We start from the raw sequence: 19,902 nt of genomic DNA, 5'->3' as shown, positions 1-19,902 counted from the left end.
AGTTTATGAACTTATAACTCATAATTCATAACTCTATTTATAAGCCTGTAGCCATCGTTTTTAAACCTCTTTCTCCTATTAGATTTTTTCTAACCGAAAGACTACGGTACAATTCAACTGGATTTAATGCCGCACCTGAACGTAAACGGGCCTCAGCAACTACTGCACGAACATCTGTACGGAAAGCATCCTGCAGAATTTCCTGCGCTTTTACCACATCATTTTCCTGCTGTGCAATTTCTAAAGCTTTTCTATCTACCAAAAGCGCCTGAGCATAAGCAATCATAATGGCTTCTACAGATTGTAATAAATCTTCTAAAGGATCTTTTATGTTGTGTGAAGCGTCAATCATCCAGCCTAAATCCTTCGCGTGATTCATTCCTCTGGCGTCCATTCCTTCAACTAATTCATTAAAGATTAAGAATAACTGGTATGGTTTTAAAGCTCCAGCAGTTAAATCGTCGTCTCCGTATTTTGAATCATTAAAATGGAAACCTCCTAGTTTTTCTTCCATAAGTAATAAAGAAACGATTTGTTCGATATTGGCATTTGGCAAATGGTGTCCTAAATCAACAAGGGTTTGTGCTTTGTCTCCTAATTTTTTTACATAGGAATACGATTGTCCCCAATCTGCAACTGTAGTGGAATAAAAGTTGGGTTCAGCACATTTGTATTCTAAAAATAATTTCCAGTTAGAAGGTAATGCATCATAGATTTCTTCCAGACTTTCTAATGTATTTTGGTACGCTTTTCTAAAGTTCAATTGTCCTGGAAAAGAAGAACCATCAGCCAGCCAAATTGTTAGCGATTCTGACCCTAGTTCTATTCCGTGTTTGATTACTTCTATATTGTGCGCAATGGCCTGTTTACGAACTGCTTTATTTACATTTTGTAATGATCCGAATTTATACGAATTCTCCTGACCTGCCTGATCCTGAAAGGTATTGGAGTTCATGGCATCAAATCTTAGATTGTGCTGCGCCGCAAGATTTTTGATTGCTTTATAATCTTGTGGAATATCCCACGGAATATGCAAAGAAATTGCTCCTGAAGCATTGTTTAAAGCGTGAAGCAAACCTACATCTTCGATTTTTTCTTCGATAGAACGTGGTTCTCCACCTCCGGCAAAACGTCCGAATCTTGTTCCTCCTGTTCCTAAAGCCCAGGATGGAATTGCAATTTGAAAGTCTATTAATTTCTGAATAATTACTTGTGTATCAACAATTTCTGAAACTGTAAAAGCAAATTTATTCTGGTGTTTTTTTAATAATTCCTCATTATGAGATGCTATATTGTCTGATCCGATTAACATATTATTTTATCTTTTAATAGAGATTACAATATATAAATTATATAAATTGAACTCTGGTTTAACGTTACTATTTTATGCTATTTTAATGGGTTTTCCAGGGCTATTATATCCTAAAAAAATCTAACGCTCGAATGCTATCGAACGTTAGATCACAAAAAACCACTTTTGCTTTAAACAAACTTAAAAAAACTTAACAATCTATCTGTAAAAGCCCATTGATACTCCGCCGTCTACGTTCAGGGCATTTCCTGTTGATTTATCGAGTAAACCTCCCACAAAAGCGAAACAAGCGTTTGCAATATCATCGGGCAATATAATTTCATTGAGTAACGTACGTTTTGCATAATAAGCGGGTAATTCTTCTACCGTAATACCATATGCTTTTGCACGACCTTCTGCCCAACCTCCAGACCAAATATTCGAGTCTGAGATTACTGCATCAGGATTTACTGTGTTTACACGAATTTTGTCTGCGCCTAATTCGGCAGCCATAAGTCGTGTTAAATGCGCCTGAGCTGCTTTTGCTGAACCATATCCTGGATTATTTGGTCCTGCAACCACAGCATTTTTAGAAACAATATTTACGATGTCTCCTCCAAATCCTTGTTTGCGCATTACTTCGATTCCAGCTTTAGAAACAATAAATTGCCCTTTTACCAAAATATTATATAATCTGTCCCATTCTTCCAGAGTATGCTCTGCAATTGATTTAGAAATACTAATTCCTGCATTGTTTACAATGATATCAGCACCACCAAAAGCCAGACAAGCTTCGTCCAATGCTTTTTCAGTACTTTTTTCATCCGTAACATTAAGTAAAGTACTCGAAACAGCATCTTTACCAAACAATTTAATAAACTCGGCTGCAGCAGTTTCCAGACGTTCCTCGTTAATATCATTAATTACTACACACGCACCTTCCTGAGCAAATTTTTTGGCAATAGCCTTACCAATTCCTCCGGCAGAACCTGTGATAACAGCGACTCTTCCTGATAATGCTTTAGGTTTGGGCATACGCTGTAATTTTGCCTCTTCCAACAGCCAATATTCGATATCAAATGCTTCCTGACGCGGTAACGAAGTATATTCAGAAACTGCCTCGGCACCTTTCATCACGTTTACCGCATTGATATAATATTCAGATGCAAGACGTGCCATCGTTTTATCTTTGGCAAACGTAAACATACCAACTCCCGGATATAAAATCACAACCGGATTTGGGTCACGCATGGCTGGCGAATTCGACTTTTTGCACGTATTGTAGTAGTCTTTATACATCTCACGATACGCCTTAAAAGCAGGTGTTAATTTTGCTTTAATTGCCTCTACATCTGATAAATCTTCGTTTGGTTCTAAAGTTAAAACCAAAGGACTGATTTTGGTACGTAAAAAGTGATCCGGACAAGAAGTTCCAAGAGGTGCCAGTTTGGATAAATCATTAGAATTAATGAATTCCAAAACTCTCGCATCATCTGTATAATGACCAATCATCTGACGCTCTGAGGAACAGAAACCTCTTAAGATTGGTGCTACTTTTGCTGCTCTTAATTTACGATCAGCTTCAAGCAGACTTTCTATTTTTTTACCTCCAAAAACAGGACGTTTTTTTCCGTAGTTATTCTCTAAGTATTCCGCACATTTCTCGATTACTTCCAACGTGTTGACATAACTTTCGTATGCTGTATCTCCCCAGGTAAATAAACCGTGAGAACCCAGCATGATCCCGCGTAATTTTTTACCATTTTTCTCTGCTTCTTCCAGACAACTTCTTAACTGAAGTCCAAGGTCAAAACCGGGACGCTGCCATCCTACCCAGCCAATTTCACCATCGAATAATTCTTCAGTAATTTTAGCTCCGTCCTTGGCTGCAGCGATTGCAATTGCTGCATCAGGATGTAAATGGTCAATATGTTTAAAAGGTAAGAAACCGTGTAAAGGTGTATCTATAGAAGGTGCTTTTGAAGCTAAGTCGAAAATACAGTGATTGAATAATTCTACCATTTCATCCTCAAACTCAATGCCTCTGTATAGATTCTCGAGATTGCGAAGCCTGTCTAAATATAGCGCTGCACAACCGGATTTTGTTAATGTACCAATGTCTCCACCAGAACCTTTAATCCACATGACTTCAGAGCTTTCTCCGGTTAGCGGGTCTTTATCAGTAATTTTTACTGAAGTGTTTCCACCACCATAGTTAGTCAGTCTTAGATCGGCCCCTAATAAATTAGAACGATAAATGAAAAGCGCTACTTCATCTCCTGCCAGTTCCTGTGCCTTAGCGTCATCCCAAAGATAGCTTACATGCTTAAAAGTCATATTTTTTATATTTATATTCGACATTGTTGTTATGTTATATTTTGTGTATTTATAATGAATTTCCAATTCCGACCAAAACAATCGACAGCATAATTAGTCCTATTCCGCATAGAAAAGTTCTGAATGTCTTTTGAGAAACACCTTTCCATTCTTTCAAATAAAATCCCCAAAGATTAGCGGTCAGAATAATAGTTGCCATGTGCAGAATCCAAGAACTGGCACCATTTCCTAATTTACTTTCTCCCATTCCGTAAAAGAAAAACTGTAAAAACCACATGGTTCCTGCCATCGCCGACCACAGTATATTTTTAGCAATTGGTGTGTTTTTATTGGTGTAATCTGAGAAAGTTTTATTTTTGAAATTAAGGTACATGCACCAGATAAAATTGGTAGTCAATCCGCCCCACATTAAAACGATATAGGTAACATTATTTTGAAATAAAGGGTTACAACCATAATCAATAGCTACTTCTGCCATTGGTTTTCCGGCTTCGATCCCATAGTTAAAAAACGAACTCAGGATACCTGAAATAACCGCTATAATTAAACCTTTTACCAAACTAAAATCTTTGTCTTTATCCTCATGCCCACTGGCAAAATCTTTTTCTTTTAAGATTCCCGCTTTTCCGGAAATGGCAATTCCTAAAAGACAAACTGCTACTCCAGCCAAAACCATTTGTCCGCCTGGATTTGAGAGCATATCACTAAATGAAATTTTACCGGCTGTTGGGTATAAATCATAATAAATAGAAGGAACCAGAGCGCCAAAAGCAGAACAGAATCCAAGAATAATAGAATTCCCTAATGACATCCCTAAGTAGCGAACGCCTAAACCATAAGTTAATCCTCCAACTCCCCAAATAAGTCCCATCGAAAATGTGAATGCTTTTATTGATGGTGCGGCGGTGGTAATAATCTCAGCAAAATTTGGAATCGTTAAATAAGCAGCAATTGGCGGTACTATTAACCAGGAAAAAAATCCGCCTACAATCCAGTAGCTTTCCCAGGCCCAATCCTTTACTTTCTTAAAAGGCATATAAAAACTACCTGAAGAGAAACCTCCGATAGAATGAAAAATAATTCCTAATAATGATTCCATTAATGATTTAGTTTTTGGTTAAATGTGATAGTTAATTTGGTTTTGTAAAATAATAGAATAGAAAAAAGAAAACTGTCCTGTACTATCCTTTATACTTTTATTATTTATGTTAAATCTGAGAATTATTACAAAGAACAATCTGATTATATTGGAAATATAAATTTAAAATTTCTATTTTAGCAATCGATTTCGTAATTATTATATCCTCAATTTGCCAAAAACAAACAAATCATCAAAAACATAAAATAAGCCTTATTTAATTGCAGAGGTTTTGTGAGAAAAATACCAGAAGGTGTTATTTTATATATTTTAGAGAAAACTTTGATTGCAGGCTATAATTCATGAATTATGTTGCAGCAAGTTGTCAATTAATATACAAGCCAGACAAAATGATTAAACTAATTAAAATAGATGAAGATTCCAGGGTTCCTAAATACAAACAAATTGTAGACTCAATCCTGCAGAATATTGCTAACGGAAATTTAAAAATAAATCAAAAAATTCCCTCAATAAATAGTTTTAGCGAAGAATTTTATATGTCGAGAGACACTGTAGAAAAGGCGTATAATATTCTGAAAGAACGAAAAATAATCTCGTCTATTCGAGGTAAAGGATACTATATTACCCGAACTAAACTTGAATCTAAAGTCAATATTTTGTTTGTACTTAATAAACTGAGTGCCTATAAAATGAAAACTTACAACTCTTTTATCAATACAATTGGAGCCAATGCGCATACTGATTTGCATATTTATCATTGCGATGAAACGCTGTTTCTAAACTTATTAGACAAGTTCGAAGGTGCTTATGATTATTATGTGATTACAACTCACTTTAAAACCGACGAATTAAAGCATTTAAGTTTTACCAATGAAGTAGCAAAAGCAATTCAGTCAATACCTGACGAAAAACTGGTTTTAATGGATAATATTAAACTGGGAATGGAAGGTGAAATCATTAAGATTTATCAGGATTTTGAGAATGATATTTATAATGCATTAAAAGAAGGTCTTTCGAAAATAAGCAAATACAATAAACTAATTCTGGTATATCCTGACAAGGCTGTTTATCCTTATCCGAGAAGAATTTTACATGGGTTTAAAAAGTTTTGTGTAGAACATGAAATCAATTTTGAAGTCCTAAGTGAAGTTTATGATGATATGATCCTTAAAAAAGGGGATTTATTTATCACGATCGAAGAATCTGATCTGGTGAATTTAATGAAACAAATTCGCGATGAAGAGTTTGTCTTGGGTAAAGATATTGGTGTGATCTCATATAATGATACACCCCTGAAAGAACTATTGGGAATAACGGTAATGTCTACCGATTTTAATGTCATGGGGGAAACCGCAGCCAGAATGATCCTGAATAAAGAAAAAGGAGATGTAAAAGTACCTTTTAATTTTATTGATCGAAATTCTATTTAGGAATTTTATTTTTTATAATGAACAAAGCTCTAGATTTCTCTGGAGCTTTTGTCTTGGTAGCCCTAACGGTACAATTCTCGAACCATTTTGTGGATGATTTAAATAAAATAAATATTTAAGTAATATTAAATTTTCGTTCAAATCCCATAATGGTCAATATAAATATTAATAAATATAGACCCTGATAGTAAAGAATTCGAACCTTTTATTGGAGGATTTGAAAGTTATAAGTGAGTTTTAAATTAAAATTATTCAGTCCTGAATAATAAAATTTTAAAAAAAAGTCAAAGTCATCTTTAAAGTTAAAATTAAGTCTCTCATTTTATGTGAATTATGATTAAATTTTTATCTTAGTGAAGAATATATATTTAGAATCTAAAATAATCATAATAATTCCAAGTGCTTTGTGAGCTTGATTCAAAAGTAATACCTTGAACTGCTCAAAGAATTCTATTTTATTATAATCCCAAGCTGAAAGAGCGAGTTTGTATGCGTATTTTTAAGATTTGATTTGTGGTCTTTCTGAGTTTTTTACTTTTTTTTTGTAGATCAGTTCAATTTCAGATACAGTCTGCCAGTTTTGATTTAAAGTTTCCATAATTTCTATATTTTAAATTAATTATGGAACATCCACCGGGAATCGCTTAGCAAGCGCAAAAAGCAACGCAATAAAGCAGGAATTTTTTGCTGCATTTATGGGGGGATTTTTTGCTAGCGCCCGTAAGCTATTCTCTAACTTTGTGACGAAATTAATTAAGATATTAAAAGAATAATGGACTCTTTGGTGTAGGTCAAAAAACATTAATTATTGCGAAAAGTATTAAGGTTCGAACCCCATCACGGTCACAATAAAAAAACAAAAGCCTGTAACCCCTTGTTTTTACAGGCTTTTGATGGTTCGACAAAATCAACGGTAAATTTCATTGATTGCTAAACCCTTGTGTTTATTGAGTTTTACGGTTCGAACCCGTAATGTTTTAAGTGTATGTTAAACTTTTGAAAGGGATTCGGTTTATCATATTATAGCTTTACGAGATTCATTAGTAGAATACTTTTTGGCTTTAATTTAGATTTTAAAAATTAAAAAAGATTCAGAATTTCATGTTTCTTTTTTTTTGAAATACCGGATTTTTTATCTGAACTTCCTTAGTTTTCCGTCATAACTTTTCTATGCAGCTGTCCCCATGAATCTAGTTCACATATAACACTTTTTAAAGTTTGACAGTACTCGGTTGCTTCATATATAATTGTGATTGGTGTCGTTGGAAAAACGTTACGTTTTATAAAATTATTTAATTCCAAATGCTTTAGTTCATTCGCTAAAACCTTAGGTGTTATAGGAATATCATTTTGAATTTCAGAAAAACGCTTTGGAGATTGAGAAATACAGAGTATTAGCGCAAGTTTCCATTTTCCATTAAGAACAAACATAGCATCAATTACATTTCTGAGTGATTGGGCGCATTCTGCCGAGTCTTGAACTACTTTTTTTTCTTGTTTTTTCATAGTCGAAAGGTAATAAACTTTCCTAAAAGGAAGCGCTTCCCTTTGGGAAAGGAGCATTATATGGTAATTTATATGCCATAACTTTGGCCCCTGAAATAAGATTATGAAATAAATATCCAATTTAAAATGAAACAAACTATTTTAACAACACAAGAAGTTGCAGCTAAATTTATAGAAATGTGCCGTCAGGATAAATTTTATGAAGTACAAACGCAATTGTATGCCGATAAATGCGTCAGCGTCGAAGCCAACGATTTTCTACTACCAAAAACTGTTGAAGGGCTGCAGGAAATTCTGAAAAAATCCCAATTATTTGAATCTTTAGTTGAGAAGGTTCATGGACGTATTATTTCAGACCCAGTGATTGCAGGCGACTACTTTACGGTGTCTTGGTCTGCCGATATGACATTTAAAGGAAAGGATAGATTCACAATGGATGAAATCTGTGTATATAAAGTACAAGAAGGCAAAATAGTTTTTGAACAGTTTTTTTATTAACTCTTGATCTTCATTGAAAAAGCCCTGAAATTTCAGGGCCTTTTTATTATTACAATTTAATTTTTAGGAAACTACATTTTTGGAAGAAGTACTGTGTCCACTACATGTATCACACCATTAGATTGATTTACATCCGAAATTGTGACTTTAGCTTTATTTCCACTTTCGTCACTGATATACAAATCTTTTCCATCCATCCACGCAGTTAAAGTTCCTCCACTTACTGTTTTTAATGTTGCTTTTCCTTTACCAGCTTTTATTGCTTTTGCAATATCTGAACTATTCATTTTACCTGCCACTACATGATACGTCAAAATAGTTTGTAATGTTTTAATATTCTCAGGTTTCAATAATGTTTCAACAGTTCCGGCTGGCAATTTACTAAATGCTTCATTTGTTGGGGCAAAAACAGTAAATGGACCTTTACCTTGTAAAGTTTCAACCAATCCAGCTGCTTTCACTGCTGCTACCAAAGTTGTATGATCCTTTGAGTTTACCGCGTTTTCTATAATATTTTTATTAGGATACATAGCCGCTCCACCAACCATTACTGTTTTTTGTGCAAATGATGTAAATCCAAATCCTAATGCCAGGATTGCTACGGCTAAAAATTTTCTAGTTTTCATGATTCTTTTTTTTTAAGTTATAAAGTCATTTACGCTTTAATATTCCTTTTGGTTTTAACAAAGTCCAGAAAGAAGAAAAAATAAAAATGGGTCAACTTAAAAAACATTGTTTGTCTGTGTTTTATATCTTTTTGTTAATCATAAAACGTTCTATAAATTTTCACCACTGCAGATTAATTGAAGTGAACTTAGGTCTTCTTTATTTTTTTTGATGGTTCATATTACCCCCAGTTTAAGTGGACAGTTCAAAGTTAAAATATTAAAATATAGTGTAAAAGTCGAGCTTAGGACTTCGGTCCATCTCCATTCTGGCATCCATGTTAACCTAGTATTTTTAGTGGCATTGTAGCGTCGTTTAGTTAAAATGTTGTCTAAATTCCAAAGGCGAAAGGTTGGCTTTTCTTCTTAAATAAGCGAAAAAAGGCACTAAAGGATCTATTTTGTTCTTTTTGTCTTGATTTACAGGGTCATAAATAGGATAGAGGATACTTATTATAACTTTTACCAAAGAAAGCCAAAAAGGCTTAAAATCAATTTAGAAAACTTGTGGAAGTTATATTTATAAGTCCCTTCATGCTTATAATACTTTTGTCTGAATCTGAATCCAAAATAATTAATCCTTCACGATCCAGTACTATTAATGCCCTCTAAAACTTGTGCCTGATTGATAATTTCCATAGATAAATCCTGTTGTAATGATTTAGCTAAATAAGGTATAACCAAATTAGTTAAATCTTCTAAAGTATAATCCCTTTCAGGATTTTGAGCCATAATACTAAGAATCTTCTAGAAGATATTAAAAGTTGTATGCATAAAATTAATTCAATTTTAAAAACTTGTATTGACTTTAAAATTACTTGTTATTTTTGATTTATAATCCTAAAAATAAATTTTCTTAATTCGCTTTAGGCTTTTTTAAAAATATTTAATAACAAAAGATATTAGAAAGACATTGCCAATTTCAGCATTTTTCCAAAGCATGCATGTAAGAACATAAATTTAGTATGTGTTTTCCTTAAGTTCAATCATTTCTTCTGTCAAAATTGAAAAAACAAAATCTATTTCTATTTTCTAAAATTATATCCGGCAAATTAAAATGAAATGTATTTCAATTTTACGCTTCTAACAAATATAAAAAAGATTATTTTTGTTTAAAGTTATTTAATAATTGTTAAACAATATAAAATGAAATCAATTATTGCAAAGATCGATAATACTGTATTGAATGAAGTTCAAATTGACAGAATTATAGAAATGGCATGGGAAGACCGAACCCCTTTTGATGCTGTAAAATTTCAATTTGGTCTATCTGAAGCTGATGTAAAAGCTTTGATGAAGAAAGAATTAAAGTTCAGCAGTTATAAGTTATGGCGTGAAAGGATTGAAAATTGTAAAACAAAACACGCTGGAAAGAGGACTCAGGCAATTGACAGGTTTAAATGTAACAGACAAAGAGCAATTTCAAATAATAAAATCTCTAAGCGTTAATAAAAATATTAGAAGATGTCCAAAAAAGATAAACCGGATAATGTAGTGTTTTATGATCAGTATGGTTATAATGCAAGCCTTTTGCCGTATGCTACAAGTGTGGGCGCACCGGTAATAAAGGCAGATGATGTAACCGGCTGGAAAAACATGGGCATCAATAAGGTAAACAGAGAATTTGAAAGCAAATTCAATGAACTAAAAATGCAATACCAGGATTTAATCGAAGAATTCCAGTGGAATGAACGGGTATACAATGCCAGATTTTCTTTTGAACCTATTGTGGGTGAAATATATCATTTATACAAAGATGCAGATGGTTTTGATTTTCTCTCGCTAATAGGACCCAAAGAATGGAATAAGGAACATGTAGGTACTTTGAGACTTAACAGTGATAAAAAATGGATCCTTATCGATTTGAAAAGTGCTGTTTTTTAATAAAATTTCAAACTAATGAAAAACAAAATAAATTTTAAAACCAGTGATCTGGGAAAAATGGACAAACAAACTGCCGTGCATTTAATCAATAGTTTAGGCGGTTTTAAAAGTGTAGCATTAGTAGGAACTTCTGATGGTCAGGGAAACACTAATTTATCCATTTTTAGTTCTTTTTTTCATATTGGTGCCAATCCGCCATTAATAGGGATGATTTTTCGCCCAAGTCCGCCCGAGCGTGATACTATGAGAAATATTTTAGATACACGATTTTATACCATTAATCATATCAACGAAAAGATTTATAAACAAGCACATCAGACATCAGCGAGATACAACAAAGAAATTTCAGAATTTGATGCTGCAGGACTCAGTGCAGAATATAAAAATAACTTTCCAGCTCCTTTTGTACTCGAAAGCAACATACAGTTAGGTATTGAATTTAAAGAAAAAACAGATATTTCAATCAATAATACCACTATGATTATCGGCGAAATAGTCCAGGTTTTTATTCCCGAAGATTGCTTGTCTGAAGATGGTTTTGTCAATTTAGAAAAAGCTAATACGGTTACTTGTTCGGGTCTGGACAGCTATCATAAAACAGTACAGCTGGACCGTTTAAGTTATGCAAAAGCCAATAAGGAAATTACATCAATACTTAAAAGTTGAGTAAAAAAAAGATAAATATTATGTGGTTCAAACGTGATCTGCGTTTTACAGATCACGAACCTCTTTTTATGGCGCAGCAGGAAAACATTCCGCTTCTTTTGGTTTATTTTTTTGAGCCTTCAATAATGGCCTTTGATGATTCTGATGTACGTCATTGGCGGTTTGTTTATGAATCCTTACAGGAAATGAAGTCTAAATTAAAGTCAATTGACACGCAGATTTATTATTTTCATCAAGAAGTCCAGACTGTTTTTGAACACCTATGCAGTCTTTATGATGTTCAAACCGTGTTTTCGCATCAGGAAATAGGCAACAAAGTAACTTTTGACAGGGATATTGCCATGCAGTCTTTTTTTGATGCTCATAACATTCTTTGGAAACAATCGCAACTGCACGGTGTAATCAGAAAGCTGCGATCAAGAGAGGACTGGGATAAGCGCTGGGAAAAAACGATGCGTGCAGCACCTAAAATGATTGAACTCAATACTTTTAATTTTGAAAATTTAACTCCTGATTTTTATCAAAAGCTACAAGGAAAATTACTTTGTAATGAAATAACAGAGAGAAATGAAAACTTTCAACAGGGAGGAGAATATTGGGCCTGGCGGTATTTGGAAAGTTTTGCAAAAGAGAGACATGTCAATTACAGTAAACATATTTCTAAACCCGGTTTAAGCCGAAAGGGCTGCAGCCGTTTATCTCCCTATTTAACCTACGGAAACGTTAGTATGCGAATGGTGTATCAATATACCAATCAGTTTTATGAAGCATCGCCCAACAAAAGAGCCATGCTTAATTTTGTTTCCAGGCTGCACTGGCATTGTCATTTTATGCAAAAATTTGAAAATGACTGTCAAATTGAATTTAAAAACATAAACAAAGATTACGATTCTTTGGTAAAACCCAAAAACGAAATCTATATAAAAGCGTGGCAGGAGGGTAAAACCGGAGTTCCTATTGTTGATGCCTGCATGCGATGTTTAGTTGAAACAGGTTATATCAATTTTAGAATGCGGGCGATGGTAGTTTCCTTTTTTACATTTAATTTGTGGCAGGACTGGCGGGAACTGCATTTTCTGGCCAGACAGTTTTTAGATTACGAACCCGGAATTCATTATCCGCAGATTCAGATGCAGGCGGGTACAACAACCGGCAATATTATTAGAATTTATAATCCCATAAAAAACTCTCAGCAGCACGATTCAGAAGGCCTTTTTATAAAAAAATGGCTGCCTGAACTAAAGGAAATCCCATTACAATTAATTCATGAACCATGGAAATTAAATGGTATTGAGCAGCAATTTTACAAATGCGAGATAGGTACAGATTATCCAGATCCTATAGTTGACATAGAGGAAACTCGAAAATACGCGAGTGATATTGTTTGGGGTTTTAGAAATAAACAACAAAATGCGAGGAGTTAAGAAACAAAACCTGCCCACTAAAATCTGCGTTGTCTGCCAAAGACCATTTGCATGGAGAAAAAAATGGAAAAAGGTTTGGGACAAAGTGAAATATTGCAGTGATAAATGCAGAAATAAATAACACTAGTTAGTAATAGACTATTGTTTGAGATTAGATTGCACGTAATTAATATTGTTAAAAAACATTTGATTTAATATCATTGGAATTTTGAAATAATTTAATAAATTATTGTAAAAAATAAAGTATAAAACAATACTACATTCGTAAAAAAAACTAAATCTACTGCTATTATGTACGACAACTTGCTTATTTTGAAAGGCATAGTAGAAACTGCACCATTTCCAATAGGAGTTTATGTCAGCGATGAATTAAAAATTCAAATAGCTAATCCTGCTATGATCACAACCTGGGGTAAAGGGGAAGATGTTATAGGTAAAAGTTACAAAGAAATTCTGCTAGAACTGGAAAACCAGCAAATATTTGAACAGATACTTAATGTGCTAAAAACAGGCTTTGCATTCTATGCAAAAAATGTAAGGGTAGATTTGGTAATAAGTCAGGTATTACAAACGCATTATTTTAATTATAGTTTTACACCGCTATACGATTCCAATGGAAAAATCTATGGCGTAATGAATACAGCTACAGATGTTACAGATCTTAATCTTGCACAGCAGCAGATACTGAACTCAGATGAAAGATTAAGGATGGCACTGGATTCCTCAGGTATGGGAACATATGAAATAGATCTTAAAACAAAAAAAATCAAGACATCGCGAAATTTCAATGAAATCTGGTCTGTTGAAGGAGAAATAGCCAACGAGCAGCTTATTTCAAAATTGCATCCTGATGATCAGTTAATGCGGGAAAAAGCACACAAAGAAGCTCAGATTACTGGAAAAATGTGTTATGAGGCAAGAATTTTAAATAAGGACAATTCTGTTCGATGGGTTAAAATCAATGGTAAAATTATCAAGGACGAAAAGGGTAATCCTACCACTATTATCGGAATTGTACAGGACATCAGCGAACAAAAACAGTTCTCGGATGAACTTAAAAAACAGGTTGCCGAGAATACCGAGGAGCTGCGCAAATCAAATGATGATTTGCTGCATTTTGCCAATGTAGTAAGCCATGATCTGAAAGAGCCGGTTAGGAAAATTAAATTTTTCAATGGTCTTTTAAGAAATGATATTGAAACTAATTTTTCGGAAAACTCAAAAAAATATCTTGAAAAAGTTCAACATTCTGCTGAGCGCATGCAGACAATTATAGAAGGTATTTTGTCTTACTCGACCATTAATAAAACAACTCAGCCAGTTGACAATATAAATCTCGATGCAATAATTGAAAATATAAAAATAGATCTTGAACTGATTATAAAAGAGAAAGACGCCATACTAATTGCAAGTGAGCTTCCGTATATCGAAGGAGCTCCTATACTGATCCAGCAGCTTTTTTATAACCTTATTCACAATGCATTAAAGTTTTCAAAAGCAGATCAGCCGCCCAGGGTTATAATAACATCTATTATTATAAATAGTGATGGTAAAGATTTATTGCAAATAAGCATCAAAGACAATGGTATTGGATTGGATTCAAGTCATTACGAAAGGATTTTTAATGCTTTTGAAAGACTGCATTCCAAAGATCAGTACGAAGGAAATGGTCTTGGTCTTGCACTTTGCAGAAAAATCGTAAAAAGACATAATGGAGATATCAGAGCTATTGGAGAAAAAGACAATGGAGCTGAATTTATTGTTACGCTGCCTTTAAAACAGTTTAGAACTACTATTTAGAATAAAATTGATTCTATTCTTTTTTATCTGACTTATTTAAAAGTTTTAGAAGAAACTGAAAACTATTTAAAATTCAAGCAAGGTCAGTATTAAGTTCAATAGATTCGTTACAATTTGAATAGTCAAGAAAACGGCAACCATAAAAATTAATGTTTATAAATAGCAACATTTAATTAATGATTTTTTTAATACTAATTTAAGATTAATTTTAATACCATGATAAATACTTACAATAAACTTAATATAACTATTTGATTTACAAATATTTTTACTCATGCAAAAATATAGCAAACATTATTAAACTATTTTTTCTAAACCTAGAATCAACTCGATAAAAATCTGGAAATAAGCCTTATGTATTCCACTCTTCAAAAATTCATAAAAAGCAAAACTGACATAGACGACCAATCACTTCTTAAAATTTCTTTGTACTTTAGTTTAGTAAAAACAAAGCGAAAGGAAATCCTGCTGAATTATGACCAAGTATGCCATCATTATTATTTTATAAACAAAGGCTGTGTTCGTTTGTTTACTGCGTCTAAAGATGGCTATGAAAGTTCGAGATATTTTGCTTTCGAGGGCAATTTTGTTACTGCTTTACCAAGTTTTATTGACCAAAAACCAGCAGAAGAGTACTTACAAACCATAGAAAAGTCTGAATTACTTTGTATTTCAAGAATCGATTTTTATAAATTAGTTGACGAGGTACCTCAATTTGCAAAATTATACACTGAAATTTTAGAGCTTGGGTTTATTGTAGCTCAAAAAAGAATTTATGGCTTTCAAGGTTTTGATGCTTTAGATAAAGTTAAATGGGTTATTAAACACCAACCACAATTGTTGCTACGCATATCAAATAAAATGATGGCTTCCTATTTAGGAATATCTCCTTCTACCCTAAGCAGGATAAAATCGAAATTGTAAAAACGTTGACATAGGGCAACATTTTTCAATTCTACAGCAATTAACTTTGCAGAAAAAAAATCATGAGAATTATATTTTTATTTCTGCTAATTGCAAATGCAAGTAGCGGTCAAAATAATACAGAAATCCAAAAAGCCGAATTATCAATTAATAATTATGTTACTTCTGTTGATAATTTAACTTTAGATGCAGCATTAGATATCAATAAGCGTGTTACAAAAACCGCAGCATTACTAAACCAAAAGGTCTCCATAGCACTATTAGACGCTTCAGGAACAATTATTTTAATTACCCGTGCAGATGGTGTCGGCCCGCACAATGCCGAAGCAGCGAGAAGAAAGGCTTATACGGCGCTATCTACAAAAACAGCAACGCTTACTCTACTAAGGAATGCAGAAAAAAATCCAGACACAAAAAATTTAAATACACTGCCAGAATTGTTACTCTTAAGCGGCGGGATACCAATTTGGTATAAGGGAAATATAATCGGAAGTATCGGAGTTGCTGGCGGAGGTAACCCAGAAAATGATGACTTGATAGCTAAATCTGCAGCAATTGCAGAATTAGGAATTACTACAACAAAATAATTTTAACCTTAAAAATAAAAACATGAAAAAATTAATAATAACATCCCTCTTTCTACTCTTCTCAACAGTAATTTTTGCTCAAAAAAATAACTATCAACTTTCAAGCCATATCCTGGATGTATCAAAAGGAGAACCAGTAAGAGGAGTTACAATTAAATTAGAACAATACAATGAAGAAACAAAAAAATGGTCTTTCACTGATGAAAAAAAAACAGATTCAAACGGAAGAATAACAGATTTTTTAAACTCGCAACAATCTAATTTAGGAATTTATAAACTGACTTACTTTACAGCTGATTATTTTAAAAAGAGTGGTATCGACAGTTTCTATCCCTTTATAGAAGTCGTATTTCAGATTAAGGATCAAAACCATTACCATGTTCCAATCACGCTTTCTGCTTACGGATATTCGACTTATAGAGGAAATTAATTTGGTTTAAAATGAATAGCTTAAAATAATAGTTCTATACTATTTTTTTAAGCTAAGACCAATACCATAAAACTGCCTTATTTATAATTCAATTAATTAAAAACAAATATAGTTTTTAGTTAATTGAAGTCATATCTCTCTATTGGTAGCATGTAAAATTAAAATTATGTTGAATACTAAAATTAAGCGAGGCTATCGCAAAACCCGATACATTAGTGACTAAAGCGGAAATAAAGCTAAAGTTACAATTGCGGATGTAAATCAATCGAATGGCGTTATACATGTAGTGGATACAGTGCTACTTCCAAAAATGTAATTTCCTAAAAAAATTAATTGATAAAAAAACCTGAAATTTCAGTTTTTTTTATTGCGAAATTTTGATTTGTTTTCTCTAAAGATCGAATGTTGGCTTAGATCTAAAAAAATAAAACACTACACCAGTACGTTTAATTTATTTGGAATAATTTCGGTAAATAAATAATTACTATTAAATGTAATTGTGACTAATTTTACGAAATGGCTTTTTTTAAATAATTATTTTCATTATTTAATTACTCATAAAAGTTAAATAGATAGTTTCGTGGAAATAAGTTTTACATTAAATTATCTTGTTTTACTTATTAAATTAAAACTTTTTTAGGCATGATTAAAAAATGGATACATTTATACTTGCAGCTAAAATTTGACATTTTCTCAATCTCCGATAAAAAATGTAGTAGATCTATTTAATAATAATATATTTCGTAAGCTTTCTATATGCAAAAATCGTCTGAATAATTGTAGATATCACTTATTAGGTAGCAAATTTTTTCAAGACAAAAAAACCACCTTCACAATAACTCGAAGGTGGTTCAATATTTAGAATTGTTTTGTTAAACAATAAATAAATTTGCAATATCAACAACTTGTTGGGTCGTAAGTGGTTCATCATAAGCCTCTGAACCTGCGGAAGCTCCAAATGCAGTTGAAGTATTAAATCCTGCCTGAGTAGTAACTCCTTCACCATCATAAACGGCTTGTGTTGCAGGTGGCATTCCTGCGCCTCTTTCGCTATTTGAGATCCATCCTTTTAATCCGCGTAATCGTCGTACTTCAGATGCGTGGCGTGCTTCTACAGAGTGAATTTGTAATGCGGCAGTCAATAAATCAGGTGCGCTAATTAAATTTGCTGCCTGACCTTTATAGGCTCTTACGCCTGTATCTTCAAAAGCCTGAGCCAATGCTAAAAAGGTTGGATAGTCACCAAACGGATCAAATGCTCCGCCAACTGTAAAGTCAAAAGTAGGTTTTGCAACAAAATTAGCACTTGCTGGTCCGCCGAGTCCTGCAATTAAAAATTTAACATGATTGGATTCGTGTGCTGCTATTTGTTGGAAAACTTTTAAATCTCTCCCTGAATTTTCTGATGCCGGAATTACGCCTGAATCTAATGCCATGGCATAAAATTCATTTTCCAGATATTCTAATGTTAATGCAAATTGCAAAGCTCCAATTGGAGTTGCCGGTGTTGCAGTAATATCTTTTGCGAGTGCCTTATTTGCCATAGCCGATAATCCGAATGGTATTGATGCGTATGCCAATGTTTTTCCTATGTTTCCAAACTGATTAAAACTGTCTCTTCTTGATCCAGTGCTTCTCATTAAGCTATCATCAGTAAATGTTTCTATAAATTTTAAAATATTCATAATTTCTAAGTTTTAGCTAGTTAAGATTTAAGGTAAGTATTTGGCAGTAAATTTTGTGGTAATAAAGCCTCCTGCAATTGGTAATATTTTAGAAGGATCTTTAGCAGCATCTAATCCTGTTGTTGTACTAATGATATCGTCGCCAGCAAAGTCCTTAGAATTAGGATTAATTAAACTTCTAATAGCTGATGCGTGCCTTGCTTCTACTGAAACAATTTTTCCTGCTAATAGTAAATAATCGGCACTTTTAATTAATTTTCCTGCTCCATTATAAGCTGCAACTCCAGTATCCTCTAGTGCTTTTGCAGTGGCAAGAACTTCGGTACGGCTATTAAAATTTAGTGAACCATAATTAAAAGCCAAAGTTGGAAGTAATTGAGTAGTAGGATTTGGAAGTGCTCCGGTTAAAGCAGCTTTAAAAAAATCTCTGTGAATTACTTCATGATGATATAAGTCAGTTAATACCTGACGTTCAATATCGTTAAAAGCGCTATTAAAACTTGTGGAATTTACAACTTTAGTATAAAAGTCCGCTTCCAGTTGTTCCAGAGCATAAGCATAGGTTAATACTCCAAAATCTCCTGAACCTAAATCAAAGACGCCATTTCTAACTCCTGGCAGCGATGTGTCTTCCGGCTCATTATCATCGTCATTGTTGCTACAACCAGCTATTACCAGACCCGCGCTTGCTAATGCCAAGCCACTGAGCTTAAGAAAGCTCCTTCTGTTATTCAATGAGCGGTCAACTTCATGAATTTTAACTTCATTTTTCATAATTTTAGTTTTTAAAAAAAGTTTATTAATAGTAATAATTGTAATTCCGCAAATACATATAAACGAAATCTTTGATATTGCAGTTTTTATTTTTAGCTTTTTTTTAAGATTTGTAGATTACAAGAATAAATGTACGTATTTACCTTGTAATTAAAACAAATTATGAAGTATTGTTTTTAAATTTAACATCCTGTCATTCAATTAATTAATTACACAGCGTTTTTTATTGAAATCTTAAATTTTTATCAAAGATGAAGGTGAGGTAATTTATATAAGTTAATTTAAATAGAAAATTTAATGTTTGTGGAACACAATAAAGGTAGGTAATTTCTTAATACAAATAAATAGTAGATCTCTTTTTTTCAATTTCAAAGACGAATTTCTAAATAATAAAGCCTGAATTTAATTTTGAAAAAATGTCATTTAAAAACAATTTAATTTACTTTTTCAGCAAAATGAAGTGAAAAATTGGAAAATCAGCATATCGAATTTTATGGCAAAATTGGACAGTAATAGTACCCCTGCTCTAAACTCCTTAAGATTTGGGAATAATTTTTGCCATGCCGGCCTATTGAAAGTTTTAGTAGAATATTGAAAATAATTTGTAGATAAATATTATAATGCCTAAAAATAATAAGTATAAAAAAAGCTACCCTTGTGAGACCGCTTTGAATGTTTTCATAACGGAATAATCCTTATTGGATATTTCGGTTCGATTTGTGCCAGTGATTTCGGTCGGACCGTGCCACCCATTTCGGTGAATTTGTGCCACTATTTCGGTTTGAATAGTCCCACTATTTCGGTTCAATTTGTGCCACTCGGTTAATAAGTCATAGTTTTCCGGTTCGATTTGTGCCACTTTGAAAGATCAAAATCAGCTACTATCTTGTTGTTATCTAAAG

At 33.0% G+C, this 19,902-nt stretch carries 19 protein-coding genes and 1 pseudogene; 12 read left to right on the top strand and 8 right to left on the bottom strand.

Annotated elements, in window-relative coordinates:
• Positions 1–37: 37 nt before the first annotated feature.
• The 3 genes from NJT12_RS10745 to rhaT form a co-directional block, all read right to left on the bottom strand.
• Positions 38–1,312: a sugar isomerase gene (locus tag NJT12_RS10745; protein ID WP_271335900.1), complete on the bottom strand. Its 1,275-nt coding sequence runs from the start codon at positions 1,310–1,312 to the stop codon at positions 38–40.
• A gap of 198 nt (positions 1,313–1,510) precedes the next feature.
• Positions 1,511–3,652 carry a bifunctional aldolase/short-chain dehydrogenase gene (locus tag NJT12_RS10740; protein ID WP_271335899.1) on the bottom strand — a complete coding sequence of 714 codons (2,142 nt, stop codon included), beginning with the start codon at positions 3,650–3,652 and terminating at the stop codon, positions 1,511–1,513.
• 25 nt (positions 3,653–3,677) lie between these two features.
• Positions 3,678–4,727, bottom strand: coding sequence for an L-rhamnose/proton symporter RhaT (gene rhaT, locus NJT12_RS10735; RefSeq protein ID WP_271335898.1), 1,050 nt, complete (start codon positions 4,725–4,727; stop codon positions 3,678–3,680).
• Between the two features lie 389 nt (positions 4,728–5,116).
• Here rhaT and NJT12_RS10730 point away from each other — a divergent pair, with 389 nt between their 5' ends.
• On the top strand, positions 5,117–6,157 hold the full coding sequence (locus NJT12_RS10730; RefSeq protein WP_271335897.1) for a GntR family transcriptional regulator: 1,041 nt from the start codon (positions 5,117–5,119) through the stop codon (positions 6,155–6,157).
• A gap of 1,146 nt (positions 6,158–7,303) precedes the next feature.
• Here the strand turns inward: NJT12_RS10730 and NJT12_RS10720 are convergent.
• Positions 7,304–7,663 (bottom strand): winged helix-turn-helix transcriptional regulator, encoded by a 360-nt coding sequence (locus tag NJT12_RS10720; RefSeq protein ID WP_271335896.1) that lies wholly within the window; start codon positions 7,661–7,663, stop codon positions 7,304–7,306.
• 126 nt (positions 7,664–7,789) lie between these two features.
• Here NJT12_RS10720 and NJT12_RS10715 point away from each other — a divergent pair, with 126 nt between their 5' ends.
• Positions 7,790–8,161, top strand: coding sequence for a SnoaL-like domain-containing protein (locus NJT12_RS10715; RefSeq protein WP_271335895.1), 372 nt, complete (start codon positions 7,790–7,792; stop codon positions 8,159–8,161).
• Positions 8,162–8,232: 71 nt separating this feature from the next.
• Here the strand turns inward: NJT12_RS10715 and NJT12_RS10710 are convergent, their stop codons facing one another.
• Complete coding sequence (locus NJT12_RS10710) at positions 8,233–8,787, bottom strand: fasciclin domain-containing protein (protein ID WP_271335894.1); 555 nt, start codon at positions 8,785–8,787, stop codon at positions 8,233–8,235.
• A gap of 621 nt (positions 8,788–9,408) precedes the next feature.
• Positions 9,409–9,558 carry a hypothetical protein gene (locus NJT12_RS10705; RefSeq protein WP_271335893.1) on the bottom strand — a complete coding sequence of 50 codons (150 nt, stop codon included), beginning with the start codon at positions 9,556–9,558 and terminating at the stop codon, positions 9,409–9,411.
• Between the two features lie 414 nt (positions 9,559–9,972).
• Between NJT12_RS10705 and NJT12_RS10700 the strand changes: the two genes are divergently transcribed.
• From NJT12_RS10700 to NJT12_RS10655, 10 genes and pseudogenes are all read left to right on the top strand, one after another.
• The gene (locus NJT12_RS10700; protein WP_271335892.1) at positions 9,973–10,275 is read left to right on the top strand and encodes a TIGR03643 family protein; all 303 of its coding nucleotides are present in this window, start codon (positions 9,973–9,975) and stop codon (positions 10,273–10,275) included.
• Positions 10,276–10,290: 15 nt separating this feature from the next.
• Positions 10,291–10,710: a DUF2452 domain-containing protein gene (locus tag NJT12_RS10695; RefSeq protein WP_271335891.1), complete on the top strand. Its 420-nt coding sequence runs from the start codon at positions 10,291–10,293 to the stop codon at positions 10,708–10,710.
• Positions 10,711–10,725: 15 nt separating this feature from the next.
• Positions 10,726–11,376 carry a flavin reductase family protein gene (locus NJT12_RS10690; RefSeq protein ID WP_271335890.1) on the top strand — a complete coding sequence of 217 codons (651 nt, stop codon included), beginning with the start codon at positions 10,726–10,728 and terminating at the stop codon, positions 11,374–11,376.
• 20 nt (positions 11,377–11,396) lie between these two features.
• Positions 11,397–12,800 carry a cryptochrome/deoxyribodipyrimidine photo-lyase family protein gene (locus NJT12_RS10685; protein ID WP_271335889.1) on the top strand — a complete coding sequence of 468 codons (1,404 nt, stop codon included), beginning with the start codon at positions 11,397–11,399 and terminating at the stop codon, positions 12,798–12,800.
• A complete protein-coding gene (locus NJT12_RS10680; RefSeq protein WP_271335888.1) occupies positions 12,787–12,921 on the top strand; it encodes a DUF2256 domain-containing protein in 135 nt (44 codons plus the stop codon). Before NJT12_RS10685 ends, NJT12_RS10680 begins: the two co-directional genes overlap by 14 nt.
• A gap of 170 nt (positions 12,922–13,091) precedes the next feature.
• A complete protein-coding gene (locus NJT12_RS10675; RefSeq protein ID WP_271335887.1) occupies positions 13,092–14,600 on the top strand; it encodes a PAS domain-containing sensor histidine kinase in 1,509 nt (502 codons plus the stop codon).
• A 354-nt stretch (positions 14,601–14,954) separates the two neighbouring features.
• The gene (locus tag NJT12_RS10670; protein WP_271335886.1) at positions 14,955–15,524 is read left to right on the top strand and encodes a Crp/Fnr family transcriptional regulator; all 570 of its coding nucleotides are present in this window, start codon (positions 14,955–14,957) and stop codon (positions 15,522–15,524) included.
• Positions 15,525–15,586: 62 nt separating this feature from the next.
• Positions 15,587–16,111, top strand: coding sequence for a GlcG/HbpS family heme-binding protein (locus NJT12_RS10665; protein WP_271335885.1), 525 nt, complete (start codon positions 15,587–15,589; stop codon positions 16,109–16,111).
• Between the two features lie 22 nt (positions 16,112–16,133).
• Positions 16,134–16,541: a hydroxyisourate hydrolase gene (gene uraH, locus NJT12_RS10660; RefSeq protein ID WP_271335884.1), complete on the top strand. Its 408-nt coding sequence runs from the start codon at positions 16,134–16,136 to the stop codon at positions 16,539–16,541.
• Positions 16,542–16,764: 223 nt separating this feature from the next.
• A pseudogene (locus NJT12_RS10655) lies at positions 16,765–16,857 on the top strand (fasciclin domain-containing protein); the annotation flags it as partial.
• Between the two features lie 556 nt (positions 16,858–17,413).
• On the opposite strand, the gene NJT12_RS10650 reads toward NJT12_RS10655, so the two are convergent.
• Positions 17,414–18,226, bottom strand: coding sequence for a ferritin-like domain-containing protein (locus tag NJT12_RS10650; RefSeq protein WP_271335883.1), 813 nt, complete (start codon positions 18,224–18,226; stop codon positions 17,414–17,416).
• A gap of 27 nt (positions 18,227–18,253) precedes the next feature.
• The gene (locus tag NJT12_RS10645) at positions 18,254–19,000 is read right to left on the bottom strand and encodes a ferritin-like domain-containing protein (protein WP_271335882.1); all 747 of its coding nucleotides are present in this window, start codon (positions 18,998–19,000) and stop codon (positions 18,254–18,256) included.
• Between the last annotated feature and the right edge of the window lie 902 nt (positions 19,001–19,902).

The sequence above is a fragment of the Flavobacterium azizsancarii genome (assembly GCF_027980145.1).
In the GTDB taxonomy this organism is placed as follows: Bacteria; Bacteroidota; Bacteroidia; order Flavobacteriales; family Flavobacteriaceae; genus Flavobacterium; species Flavobacterium azizsancarii.
This window is presented reverse-complemented; position numbering and strand designations above follow the sequence as displayed.